This window comes from Bacteroides sp. MSK.20.82 (genome assembly GCF_019052485.1).
Lineage (GTDB): Bacteria > Bacteroidota > Bacteroidia > Bacteroidales > Bacteroidaceae > Bacteroides > Bacteroides thetaiotaomicron.
Genome location: NZ_JAHQUN010000003.1, coordinates 203,985 through 218,007 on the forward strand (window position 1 = coordinate 203,985; position 14,023 = coordinate 218,007).

The window sequence follows — 14,023 nt, forward strand, 5'->3', positions numbered from 1 at the left end:
AAAACAAGAAAAAGATGCGAAATACTTTCAAAAACCGCATTCTCCCCCTTCGAAAAGAGAGCTGTCAGCTGTTAATAGTTGATTTGTCAGGAGTTAACAGTTGTCATATTGGGTATTAACAGCTGACGTGATGGCTGTTAACATCTGACGGGCAAGTTGCCAATGATCATTGTGTAGGATGTGAACCTCCTGTGCGCAGGCTGCCTTACCTTTTATCTGAAAACATATCAAGTATATCAAAAAGAATAACCGGAATGGAAACATTACAAAAACAAACACTTTACGTTTGCGGCTGTTGCAAACACACGCTTCCTTCAGAAGCCTTTTACGTAGATAAGAAAACCGGCCTTTCAAACAACTACTGCAAGGAATGCCGCAAATCTGCCAGCCGGAAATACAGGAAGACCGAGAAGCGCACGCTGGCACGTGATGACCGTGAACCTTATCCCGTTATCACCTCTACGAAAGACCCCGATCTTCGTCAGAAACTGATTCTGTCCGCCCTGCAGACTGTAAGGGCAAGTATCAAGCGGAAAAAGCAGAAACTTTGTGAAGTGGAAGCGGAACTGACTGATTAACAAAATGAAAAAACTGACTGATAAACTATTTATAAAAACAATACAACTATGGGAAGAATCAAACAGGGACTGGACTACTTTCCCCTGAGCACCGACTTCATGCACGACCGTATCGTTCGTCGTGTCATGAAGCGTGAGGGCGATTCCGCTTTCACCGTTTTAATCTATATTATGTCTTATCTTTATTCGGGCGAGGGCTACTATGTCCGTGCCGACACCGATTTCTGTGACGAACTTTCCGATCAGCTTTTCAGTACGGACAACGATACCGTCCGCCGTGTCATCCGTCTGTTTCTTGAATACGGGCTTTTTGACTCTGCGCTTTATGAGCGTTACAGCATTCTGACTTCTGAGGATGTCCAGCGGCAGTATCTCTTCATCACCAAACGTCGCAGTCGTCACCATATCTGTCCGGATTATTGTCTGCTGCCGGAAGGGAAAACAACGGATGAGCAGCCGGATACTGTTGCCGCAACAGGGGAAAATGTTGCAGTATCCCCGAATATTGCAACGGCATCCCGGGATACTGCAACAAAAACAGCTCTCATAAAAAGAAAAGAAAAAGAAAAGAAAGAAAACATCCTCCCTAACCCTCCTTTCGCAAAAGGAGGGGATGAAGAAGAAGAAGGGAGTGAAGGAGAGAAAGTAGCTGAAGGAGCCGGAGGCGGGATGAGAGAAGAATGCGATCAGCGATCTGCCACGAGGAAACGGAATCTGACGCAGGAAGATATCGACCGGATGCAGGTTCCCCCGGACGGATGTCCCCGCAATTTTTCCGGTCTGCTGGAGAATCTCCGACTCTTTCGTGTTCCTCCTGCTGAACAGTATGCTATAGTGCTGAAAAGTAATTACGGTGAAATCGGTGGTGATATATGGAAAGGCTTTAGCGTCATTCGTGGAAGCGGTGGGAAGATTAAACTGCCGGGACATTATTTGCTGAGTGTGCTGAATAAATAATATGAATTTGATAAATATATGTATATCAATATGTTATATGCTTATTTCTTGTATTAACTAACTTATTAACGCACATTTCCGAAATCGCTTGTATAGCTGAGAATAAGCCCTTATATTTGCAGTGTCAATAAGCTTAACGACAGAAACTAACAAAAAGATTAATAACTAAAAACTATTACAATTATGCCAGTATTATATAAACCTTTCCAGTCTAATCTGGAAGATAAGAAAAGTGGGAAGAAACTGTTTTATCCCCATGTAGTTCGTACAGGAAATATCAATTCCGCACAGCTTTCCAAAGAGATTGCCGCATATTCTTCCCTTTCTCCGGGTGATGTAAAAAATACGCTTGACAATCTGGTGACGGTGATGGCGCAGCATCTTCAGTCGTCCGAAAGCGTCAGTGTGGATGGCTTGGGAACGTTCCGCATGGTGATGAGTGCCCGTGGCCGGGGTGTTGAGACCGCCGATGAGGTGAGTGCTGCACAGGCTACGCTTACCGTCCGCTTCCAGCCTACCACGACGAAGAATCTGGACCGTACCACCGCTACCCGTTCTATGGTGACGGGTGCCAAGTGTGCCCGCTATGACAAGCTGGTCTCCGCGCCTGGTGACGGCGGATCGGTTGATGATCCGAATGACAAGCCTGGTGGTGGCAGCGATGGCGGAGATGATGGAGAAGCACCGGACCCGACAGTATAATTTGTTTCTTGCTTCGCGGGAAGAAATATAAGACTAACGACTGAACTGTAACTGTAAAACAGAAAAATAAAGAAACAAGAAACAAACTAGAGCTAACTAAGGATAACCAGCAAAAGACTAACTAATGATAATTGGTTAAAGACTAGGACTTTAATAAGACAATCAACTAAACAGAGAATTATCAATTAACATGAGAACTATCAATTTGATCGTGGTGCATTGTTCCGCCACGCAGGGGAATCGTACGCTTTCTCCGGAGGAAAATACGGTAGGAACACAGAGTAAACTAAACTATTTAAAGAACGAGAAAGGAGGTAAATGATGGCAATGAAGAAATCAGTATGGGATATGATCCTAAAGGTGGTTATCGCGGTGGCGTCGGCTGTAGCAGGCGTTTTGGGGGCTAATGCGATGAGTTTGTAAGGCAGCTACTATCCGTTTGCCGGTATCGATTAGCGATCCGGCAAACGGAAAAACTAAACTAGAGATATTAAATACAAATGATTATGAAAGAAAAACTATATACATTATTATTTTTTTATTGGTGACTATATCCGGAAAGGCACAGGATTTCAATCCTGGTCCGGAAGCCCAGAACCTGACCGAAAGAAAGAACGTAACGGTGGACTATGCAACAGGATTGTTCCACTACACCGTACCTCTGTATCAATTAAAGTCAGGTGATTATGAATTACCTATTTCATTGGATTATATTGCAAAGGGAGTGAAGGTGAGTGATCCTGAAGGTTTAATAGGTCAAAATTGGACACTTAACGTTGGTGGTATAGTTACCCGAACAATGCGTGGTGGATTTGCCGATGAGAAATCAGGTTACGGCTACCTGTGGACAGAAAATGCTGTTACTCCATTGGAACAGGATGCAAGGACTGTGGGGCTTCGTAAACGGGATGGGGAAAGCGATATTTTTACTGTCGTGTTCAATGGGAAGAAGGTGGATTTTATCATCCGTATGAATGAAAAAAGACAGATATATGCTTTGCCGTTGGGACAGACAGATGTTCGCATTGAGTGTGAAGGGACTTCCACAGAGATAACAGGCTGGACTATTACAGATAATAATGGTGACCGTTATATCTACCGGCAGAGAGAAATATGTGCAGATGTTGAGTATGTGGATGTTTCCACTTCCAATGCTATTTCAGATTCCGGTTATACCTCGGCATGGCATCTTACCCGTATTCTTCCATACAATGGAGCACCGATTGATTTCTGCTATAAAGGTGATGTAATGGATTTAGATTTTGGAAATCTATCATTAGATAGTATCCATACTATGAAAATCTATGATTCATATAAGATGATTTACCACTATGGTCAATCTGTGAAAGAACAACCGTTTGATTTTGACCAGTATAAATCTCGGTTTTATTCTGCTATTGAGGTAGCCCAAAACTATTTGAATATGTGTTCTCTTTTGCTGGATTTTAAAAATGTGGACTCTAAAATAAAAGATTTTGAAAGATATAGCCGGATAAATATTCAACCTCTACAAAGTGAATATATAAAAACTAACAATCGAATTGTCGGTGTATTGTCCAACATTTCGAAAATGAATGGTGTATCAAAAGAATTGGGAGAAAGTCTGAGAGGTTTCGCTGCATATTGTAAACGTATAGGCGGATTTAATGCGGATATGGCTGGTTCGTATTTGGAGGAAGCAGCAGACTATATATACGCCTGTTTATCTGAGGTTAAATACGTTAAAACAAAAGAGATATGGGGAGGAAAAAGCTATAAAGTTCATTCTCCATTGCTCAACAGAATCGTATTTCCTGAATATATTGTAAAATTTGCCTATTTTTCGTCTTCCTCTAGCTTATCTGCTATCAGTTTGTACAACCGAAATATGGAACTAATTTCGTCTGTTTCGTCCACGGGAGGAGCATTAGCGAGAGGATTGGCTTTCTGTGATAAAAACGGCAAGAAAACATCCGGTATTGAATTCAATTATTATGAAAAGTCTGATTTTCCAGTTTGGAAGGAGACAGGAGTAGATTTGTGGGGATATCCTTATGCGGAGGATGAGGATGAAGAGTGTACAGATTATGAGATATATGCTACTCTTAACTCGCTGAAAAATATAGTCTTATCGGATGGAGGGAAAATCGAAGTCAAATATGAAAGAAACTATGGGAGAAAGGGTATAGTCGGAGGAATTCGTTTGAAGTCATTGGTATTCAGTAACGAATTAAATGGACGTAGTGATACCATTTCTTACGGTTATCCGAGAGTAGGCGTGAGTGTGTATAAGCCTTTATCTAATGTTGTCAGTATCTCTTATCCAGAATGCACGGACTGGATTGAGTATAGCAGAGTGATACAGGAAGGTTATCCGGTGATAAATATGGGTAATAACGGTCTTTACTATTCATGTGTGACGGAGACTATATCCGGTAGGGGTTCTACTGTCTATAGTTATCAAGTATCTCCTCCTACGTCAGTGAACGAATCTGATTATCCATATTGGGAGAATGGTTTGTTGAGGGAGAAAGCAGTGTATGATACTAATGGAGAGATGCTAAAGAAAATTCAATACATTTATGAAACTGATGTCAACTATGAAGATAAACTTCCGCAAATGCAACCCTCTGATTTTTATTTAGATGGGAAGTCTTTGGAATCTTTTTATAGAAATCAGGGAACTTCGTATCTTACAGGAAAAGAGATTTATGAGTATAATATCAAACCACGATTATCTCCTACTAATACTGACAAGTTCTACAATCTGCAATATGGCTGGAGAACTGCTCTAAAAGAAGAAGTAGAATACAGAAGTGACGAAAATATTCCGTATTCTCGGACGAAATATTATTATGATAATCCGATGTCGATGTATCCCACCTGTGTCATTCGTATTGGCTCTGATGGTATTGAACGGACTGAAGTTCTGAAGCGTGCGATGGATATGGCAGACACTGCAGATTCTGTCTTTGTTATGATGAAAGAAGCCAATTTTCTTTCGCCTGTTGTGAAGTCACTTATCCTTGTTGATGAAAAATTAGTACATGAGACTGTGTGTCGCTATCAGGTTGACAGAGAATCAAAAATTGGTTTCATAGCTCCAGTTGAGGTATTGACTTATGTTCCTGATATGCCGGAAGCTTATGCTCAGAGCGTAGTTGATACAATACTGTTTAGTCATGGGGAAAGTAACTATACTACAGAAGCTTCTTATCGATATGCCTCAAAGATGTGGGTGGAAACCAACGGGAGGACAGAACGGAAGAGCCGTGTTTACGACAGCTATGGGAAACTGTTACTGGAGTGTGATGTAATAGGAACTACGGCAAGTGATAAATATAAGGGAGTGGGAAAGGCGATAGATGAGGCTGATCTTAAATTTGCTATCAATTATTTGAGAAAACAACAACGGACTTTTGCGTCAGGAATAGAAGTACTTAAAGAAGAAGTGGATAATCAGCATTTTCTTCGCTTTCTGAACTCGCAAGACCATTCCTTTATAGCTTCATTTGCTGAAGAAATAGTGAAAAGTAAGCCGGATTTGAGTCAGGCGAGATATTATTATGAACATATTGTATGTTATGATTTATTTAATGTGTTTAAACAAGAATATGAACGGATGATAGGACTCTATCCAAAGTTTGAGATTTTGAGACAATTTATAAGTGCAATGGAGGCAATGATGCAATTTGATGGACTATCATTATTCGATTACTTGTACGGATTGTATGGTGAAGTAGATAAATACAAATTTGCTTATCTCCCCAAATTAACTCCGGCTTCCGGTATGAAAAACTTGCGATTGTATATTTTGGACGGAAATGCAACTGCTTCAGGAAGCATCACCCATGCAGGAAGTGAGGTTCCATATACCGTTGAGAGCGTTTCTTCTTCTAAATTGAAAATATATGATATTGACCTAAGTAAATACACAGACATAACCTCTGTAACTGCCAATACTCAAGGTTCTTATATGGCATTGGTCCCTGAAGGAGCAAATTTTAAGGCCACTTCTTATAATCCTGACGGTACGGTGTATGCCCGATTTGACCAGAGCGGAAATGTAGAGTATTACACTTACGATGCTGCCGGACGAGTTATCAAAGTGGAAGACCAATATGGTAATATTTTAAAAACGTATGAGTACAACAAGCTTAATAACTAATAAAACAAGATACAGAATATGAAAACAATAGAGATGAAACGAACTTTGTCAATACTCTGTCTGCTGTCGTTTTCCCTTTTCATGAACGGGCAGCAAGCGACAGGTTATACGAAAACACGTAATTATACGGCAGAGCGAACTTATATGGATGCGAGTAGCCAAACGGGTAGCGGTGGGGCACGAATTGTCAGTGATATTGTCTATACCGACTGTTTTGGCCGTAAAGAACAGGAGATACAGGTAGGCGGCAGTCCTGGGGGTAATGCGGATCTGGTACTTTCTTATACCTACAATATGATGGGTCAAGTAGAGAAGGAATACCTTCCGTATGCAAAGACCGGTAACAACGGTGCCTTTGATAAGTTTTCCCCGGAGCGTTGGAGTGTCTACGGTACGGGAGAACAGGCATATGCTTATAATCTGACTCAATATGAGGATAGTCCACTGATGCGTGTTTCCCGGAAGATGGGACCAGGCAAGGCGTGGCATACCAGTGATAAGAGTGTCCGTGTGACTTACGGGATGAACAGTACAAATGAGGTAAGGTGCTATAAGGTTTCTTCCAGCGGCTCATTGATCGCTTCAGGATTCTATGGAGCGGGGAAACTGGAAGTCATTGTTGAAACAGACGAAGATGGGCATCGGAGTAAAACCTATACCGACTCCAATGAACGAACTCTTCTGACTGTATCTGTCAACGGTGAAGATAGCTTGGCAACCTACTATGTGTACGATGACCGCAATTGTCTCCGTTATGTACTGCCTCCAGAAGCCAGCCATCGGCTGGCGGAGGCCGGTACGACGGATATCTCCGTGCTGCATAGCTTAGCATACAGCTATGAATATGATAAACTGAACCGGATGATTTCCAAACGTCTCCCGGGTTGCGCTCCCATTTATATGGTTTATGACTGTCGTGACCGTCTGGTTTTGAGCCAGGACGGAACACGCCGGACTGCCGATACAAAAAAATGGAGCTATTTTCTCTATGATTCTCATGATCGTGTAATAGAAAGCGGTGAAATACTTTTATCGGCAGAGCAAACGTGCGGCGAACTGCAATTGGCCGCTTGGGAAAATGAGCATTATCTTCCTTCGGGAACTCGCACTCCATTGCAATATACGGTATATGACAATTACAAACCAACGGAGAATGTGACTGCTCATCCGTTTGTAGCAGCCGTTGGCTATGATACGCCGTATACTCTGTATCCTTCGGGGTTGACCACAAGTACGAAAACACGTTTGCTTGGCACAGATGACTGGCTGACAGAGACAATCTACTACGATGATCGTAGCCGTGTCATTCAAACGCTCTGTCATTATCCTGAAAAGGGTTTGCGATATCGTCATACAGCTTATGATTTCACAGGTAATGTCTTGAGAAAGCAGGATAACATTGGTACGGATATCCTTGAAACCGTTTATACGTACGATGATCGTGCAAGGTTACTAACGAAAGCCAATACTTGGAACGGGCGTTTTACCGATAAAATCACTTATGTATACGATGCATTGGGGCGTCTGACTGGCAGGAATTATGGTGATAAGGTGTCTGAGAGTTTATCCTATAATATCCGTGGCTGGCTGACTGGAATCGAAAGTCAGCACTTTTCTCAAACGTTACACTATGTTGATGGAGTAGGTGTTCCCTGTTATAATGGCAATATCAGTAGTATGATCTGGCATTCGGGAAGTGAGGCCGGATTACGTGGCTATAAGTTTACATATGACGGCTTTTCTCGCTTGAAAGATGCCATTTACGGTGAAGGAGAGCAATTAAGCAATAATTTGAATCGTTTCAATGAACAGGTAACGGGTTATGACAAGAACGGAAACATCCTCGGTTTACTCCGCTACGGGCAAACCAATACAATGAGCTATGGCTTGATTGATAACTTAAACTTGGTTTACAACGGTAACCAATTGGAGTCTGTCAACGACAATGCTACGGGCCATGTATTCGGTAACGGTATGGAATTCAAGGATGGCGCAAGTAAAGAGATAGAATATGAATACGATGTAAATGGTAATTTGACGAAAGATTTGAATAAAAAGATAGCTGACATTCAATACAATTGTTTAAATTTGCCGGAGAAGGTGCAGTTTGAAGGTGGTAACAGTATTTCTTACCTCTACGCGGCTGATGGAACAAAACTCCGTACTACGTATAAGACAGGAAACGCCACTACCATAACAGACTATTGTGGCAATGCGATCTATGAAAATGGTGTGTTGATAAAGGTGTTGACAGAAGATGGTTACATTACCGTTTCGAATAATCAATTTCATTACTTTATTCAGGATCATCAAGGTAATAATCGTGTGGTTGTCGCTCAAAATGGTACGGTGGAGGAAGTGAATGACTATTATCCATTCGGAGGGTTGCTTTCTTCATCATTGTCTAATAATGTTCAGCCTTATAAGTATAACGGCAAGGAACTGAACAGAGATAATGGTTTGGATTGGTATGATTATGGGGCGAGAATGTATGATGCTTCGTTGGGAAGATGGCATGCAGTAGATCCTTCAGGAGAAAAATATCCTGCTTTGGGGTTATATGCTTACTGTAAAAATAGTCCAATAATACGAATTGACCCTGATGGAAAAGATGATTATGTTGTAAATGCAAATGGAGCAGTTTACTTGATGCGTAAGACTGATAGGATAGTAGATGTTTTATATGCAAGTGGTATTAATTCCTCTCAAAAAGCGACGCAGCCTGATCCAAATTGGAAAAGTATTCGGGTGTTTGATAAATCTATGTTGCAGGGATTAACGGCGAGTAAAGGGGAAAAGGGGAGAGACTATTGGGATCGTAAGCTTTACACTACGACAAACTCGGTATATAATGCTGCTAATGTTTTTTTATTTGTTGCGGATAATACAAGTGTGGAATGGACTCTTAAGGGAGGTTATATGGATGGAAAGAGAACATTTATATTAGGTACAAATAACAATAGGAATAGAGTTTCAAGTATGTATGGATTAACTAAAGTGCAAGAGGCTTTATTTCCTACCTTTATACCAATAATAGATATCCATTCTCATCCTTATAATCCCTTTGCTTCACCTGAGGATATGGATAATGCTAGATTGCTGAGAGATATACGATATGGTATTTATTATAAAGATAATATTATTAATTATACTGATCAAAACAATAGCACATATTCTATTAAAGTTAATTCCATGAATGATTTAATGCGATATATATTTCAACAATTAAGATGATAATGAGAAAAAAAGTGATTATTTCTTTGATATATGTATCAATAGTATTGACTATTCCCCTGGCAGTTGCCTGTCAGGGGGCAAATGACGATAGTATAGATCCTATACTTTTGGAACATGTAAAATCAGTGATAGATTTCTATCCTGATTGTGGGAAGACTTTAAAAGTTTCTCAGTTTGATTCTAGAAAAACTCATGTATATAGTATGTGGCCTAAGCAAAGTGGCTTTTGGTTTGATACTGGTCAAAATGGGGATGAACTTAGGTTAATTTTGCCTACAAATGCTATGAGATATAAAGATAAATATATTCTTTTTTATCTGGAAGGTAAAAAGAGACTAAGTGAAAAGGAAATTAGTAGACTATTAGGCATATCGTCTCAGGATGATATGCCTGATTCTCGCGAAATTGATCAACGGATTTGGATATATGTAAAAGACAAGGAATCGGGTAAATCTGCTTTTGAGCAAATTGAATATGGAACTAAAATTTGGGAATATCCTAATTTACGATATTTTAATGGTGGAGATAAAGATTCCGCTGTAATTGATATTGCAATTTATGATATAAGTGTTCATGGAGAAAAAGGGAAGTCTGAAAAGTTTTCTTCGCCTGATAAGATTTCATTAAATATGTCTGTCTATAATAAATCGGATTCTAGTCTTTTGATAGGATTGAATCCTGATTTATATGGTAGCTTTATAATAAAAAACGGAGAATATTCAATGCCACTTATGGCAGATGTAGAAGTCAATAGGTATTTTGGTGAATTTCATGAATATTCTCCCGGTTTATATTTCATTGCTCCTCATGGAAGAATGAGTTTTTATCTTAGCACTGCACAACAACCTATTAAATTGAAAGATACGTCTCCACATGAATATGTTCACAAATTATATGATTTATTTTACGACTCCATTTGTTATGTGCCTGCACCTACTATTCAAATGCCTGATACTATTCAAGGGATTGTTTGGAATAAAGAATTTACAGCATATTTCCCTTTTGGTAGCTGGTATCATTTTTTTGTAAATGACAGTATATACGACATATATCCTAATGGTGAAGTAGCTGGATATGCGATGGATAAGCATCGCTATAAATGGTTTGAAGAATAGTGCGAAGCAACAACTGAAGAAGATTTTTAGTGAGAGTATATTAGATTTTGCAATATTCCTATAAATCTTTAATTTATATCATAAATGAAACCGATAATTAGGATTTTATTAATCGTACTATTATTAGTCCTATATAGTTGTAAAAGTATAGCTTTATATGATACTTCTACTGATTATGACTTTAAATTTGATTTATACAGTCAAGTAAAGATGTATTTTCGTGCGAATTTGAAGTACCCTACTGTGAATGAACTTTGGAACTATTGTTGGAAAATAACGAATGAAGTTAATGATGACACATTTTTATCATTTGATGACTTTGATAAGGCGGCATATAAAAATGTATCAGGTCGGGAAGAGTTTTTGCAGCATTTATCTTTATATAAAAAGGAAATTTCGTTCCAATTTAAGAAAGGAGCAATGTTTGTTTTTTGGAAGAATAAAAATGGTTTAAAATTGAGTTTGATTTAGGTGAGATGATAGCTGATAATGGTTATAAGTTTGCTTACTTCTATGATACACAAGGCAATTACAGTCTGGATTTTGACTATGAAGAAGATTTTCAAAAAATAAGAAAGGAAGTACGTGATAAATGCGTACCAGATACTAATTGTGGAGTGAATTTCACACGTGTCTCCTGAGATTTGATAGAATTAAAGGATATCAGCTATATTATCCCTCGAAAAATAAGATTAAGGAAAATATTTACCTTAAAGAACTAGGATGTGCTTTGGATACTTTTCTTTTAAACCGAAATCTGCAAATGATTCAATTTGTTACTAATTTGCCTCAATCGTATTTGTATAAGTAAAGTTTATGCCGTTTCTGTTTGCCCTGATATGGATTGGCTAAATAAAGTTAACTATATTAGGGCATTTCAGTTAATTCTACTAGTGCTGTCTTTCATTTTAATAACAACTATATTGAACCTTGATATTGTCTTCTTTTCTTTTAGAAAAAAACAGTAATTGATTGATATCAAGATAGAGCTATGGAAATAACAGGATTGTAGTGAATGAACATGAACTGACCAAAAAGTTAGCTTATGATAGCATAACCCAAATGTTTTCTTCTGTTTCTAAAAACTTCCACCCATAATTCTCCTCTTTTTCTTTCTTTTTTCTCGCAGGAAAGAATATATTTGTATCCTAGTTTAAACGAAAACCAGTGTATGATATGATAACAACCCAGTTGCTTCGTCCCGAGAGTATAGTTGTAGTAGGGGCTTCGAATAATGTACATAAGCCGGGTGGCGCTATATTGAAGAATCTGATAAACGGAGGTTATCAGGGAGAACTCCGGGCTGTGAACCCGAAGGAGACAGAAGTGCAGGGAGTTCCTGCCTTTGCAGATGTAAAAGAATTGCCTGATACCGATTTGGCTGTGTTGGCTGTTCCGGCTGTGATGTGTCCAGATATAGTAGAGACACTGGCAAGCGAGAAGCAGACGCGGGCATTTATCATACTCTCTGCCGGATTTGGTGAAGAGACACGCGAAGGAGCGCTGTTGGAAGAACGTATACTGGAAACTGTCAACAAATACGGTGCTTCACTGATTGGTCCGAACTGCATCGGACTGATGAATACATGGCATCATAGCGTCTTCAGCCAGCCTATTCCGAACTTGAACTCAAAAGGAGTCGATCTGATCTCCAGCTCCGGTGCTACGGCGGTCTTTATTCTTGAAAGTGCGGTGACAAAAGGATTGCAGTTCAATTCTGTCTGGTCGGTAGGAAATGCCAAGCAGATTGGTGTGGAAGATGTGCTGCAATTTATGGACGAGAATTTTGATCCGGAGAAAGATTCCCGTATCAAGTTACTCTATATTGAAAGTATTCACAATCCGGACAGATTGCTCTTCCATGCCTCTTCATTAATAAGGAAAGGTTGTAAGATTGCAGCGATAAAAGCAGGAAGTTCGGAAAGCGGAAGTCGGGCGGCTTCTTCACATACAGGAGCGATTGCCAGTTCCGATTCGGCTGTAGAGGCGCTGTTCCGTAAAGCCGGAATCGTGCGTTGCTTTTCCCGCGAAGAGCTGACTACCGTTGGTTGTATCTTCACCCTCCCCGAACTGAAAGGGAAGAACTTTGCCATCATTACTCATGCCGGAGGTCCGGGAGTAATGCTGACGGATGCTTTGAGCAAAGGCGGACTGAATGTCCCTAAGCTGGAAGGTGAACTGGCGGAAGAACTGAAAGCCCAACTCTTTCCCGGAGCTTCCGTAGGAAATCCGATTGACATCCTTGCCACCGGTACACCGGATCATTTGCGTATCTGCATCGACTATTGCGAAGAAAAATTAGACAATATAGATGCTATCCTGGCTATCTTCGGCACCCCCGGACTGGTGACCATGTTTGAAATGTACGATGTCCTTCATGAAAAGATGCAGACCTGTCATAAGCCTATATTCCCTGTTCTTCCCTCCATCAATACAGCAGGAGCGGAAGTGGCGGCATTCCTTGCCAAAGGACACGTGAACTTTTCCGACGAAGTGACTTTGGGAACTGCACTGTCCCGTATTGTCAACGCCCCGAAGCCGGCGGTGCCTGAGATTGAACTGTTCGGAGTCGATGTACCGAGAATCCGTCGTATCATTGATTCCATCCCGGAGAATGGATACATCGAACCTCATTATGTGCAGGCATTGCTGCACGCAGCCGGTATTTCATTGGTCGATGAATTTGTTTCCAATAAAAAGGAGGAAGTCGTGGATTTTGCCCGTCGATGTGGATTCCCGGTAGTAGCCAAAGTAGTAGGTCCTGTACATAAATCGGATGTCGGCGGCGTAGTACTGAACATTAAAGGGGAACAGCATCTGGCACTTGAATTTGACCGTATGATGCAGATTCCCGATGCAAAAGCGATCATGGTTCAACCTATGCTCAAAGGCACGGAACTTTTTATTGGTGCAAAATATGAAGAAAAGTTCGGGCACGTGGTACTTTGCGGTTTGGGGGGCATTTTTGTGGAAGTTTTGAAAGATGTATCTTCCGGCTTGGCGCCCCTTTCTTATGAAGAGGCTTATTCAATGATTCGCTCCTTGCGTGCCTATAAAATTATCCAGGGAACACGTGGACAAAAAGGAGTAAACGAGGATAAATTTGCTGAGATTATCGTTCGTTTGTCTACCTTGCTCCGGTTTGCAACAGAAATTAAAGAAATGGATATAAACCCGCTCCTGGCCACTGAGAAGGCGGTTATAGCGGTGGATGCGCGTATCCGAATAGAAAAATAGGACTATTTTTCTATTCATTGGGACATATTTTCTATTATTCAGTTGTTATT

General features: G+C 40.3%; 10 protein-coding genes. All 10 read left to right on the top strand.

All coding sequences use genetic code 11. The features are described 5' to 3' along the window. The first annotated feature begins 254 nt into the window (after positions 1 to 254). A complete protein-coding gene (locus tag KTR07_RS04915; RefSeq protein WP_008767218.1) occupies positions 255 to 578 on the top strand; it encodes a hypothetical protein in 324 nt (107 codons plus the stop codon). A 48-nt stretch (positions 579 to 626) separates the two neighbouring features. After that, the gene (locus tag KTR07_RS04920) at positions 627 to 1,535 is read left to right on the top strand and encodes a DUF4373 domain-containing protein (RefSeq protein WP_008767217.1); all 909 of its coding nucleotides are present in this window, start codon (positions 627 to 629) and stop codon (positions 1,533 to 1,535) included. Positions 1,536 to 1,718: 183 nt separating this feature from the next. Next, positions 1,719 to 2,237 carry an HU family DNA-binding protein gene (locus KTR07_RS04925; protein ID WP_008767216.1) on the top strand — a complete coding sequence of 173 codons (519 nt, stop codon included), beginning with the start codon at positions 1,719 to 1,721 and terminating at the stop codon, positions 2,235 to 2,237. A 190-nt stretch (positions 2,238 to 2,427) separates the two neighbouring features. Then, the gene (locus KTR07_RS28615) at positions 2,428 to 2,559 is read left to right on the top strand and encodes a hypothetical protein (RefSeq protein WP_255309861.1); all 132 of its coding nucleotides are present in this window, start codon (positions 2,428 to 2,430) and stop codon (positions 2,557 to 2,559) included. A 5-nt stretch (positions 2,560 to 2,564) separates the two neighbouring features. Further along, positions 2,565 to 2,660 (top strand): smalltalk protein, encoded by a 96-nt coding sequence (locus KTR07_RS04935; RefSeq protein WP_008767215.1) that lies wholly within the window; start codon positions 2,565 to 2,567, stop codon positions 2,658 to 2,660. 121 nt (positions 2,661 to 2,781) lie between these two features. Then, entirely contained in the window at positions 2,782 to 6,384 is a 3,603-nt protein-coding gene (locus KTR07_RS04940; RefSeq protein WP_162303087.1) for a hypothetical protein, read from the top strand. Positions 6,385 to 6,402: 18 nt separating this feature from the next. Then, positions 6,403 to 9,618: a JAB-like toxin 1 domain-containing protein gene (locus KTR07_RS04945; RefSeq protein ID WP_008767213.1), complete on the top strand. Its 3,216-nt coding sequence runs from the start codon at positions 6,403 to 6,405 to the stop codon at positions 9,616 to 9,618. Between the two features lie 2 nt (positions 9,619 to 9,620). Next, entirely contained in the window at positions 9,621 to 10,736 is a 1,116-nt protein-coding gene (locus tag KTR07_RS04950; protein ID WP_008767212.1) for a hypothetical protein, read from the top strand. A gap of 84 nt (positions 10,737 to 10,820) precedes the next feature. Continuing rightward, positions 10,821 to 11,207, top strand: a complete 387-nt coding sequence (locus KTR07_RS04955; RefSeq protein ID WP_008767211.1) for a hypothetical protein — start codon at positions 10,821 to 10,823, stop codon at positions 11,205 to 11,207. Positions 11,208 to 11,912: 705 nt separating this feature from the next. Continuing rightward, complete coding sequence (locus KTR07_RS04960; RefSeq protein WP_016269009.1) at positions 11,913 to 13,973, top strand: acetate--CoA ligase family protein; 2,061 nt, start codon at positions 11,913 to 11,915, stop codon at positions 13,971 to 13,973. Positions 13,974 to 14,023 lie beyond the last annotated feature (50 nt).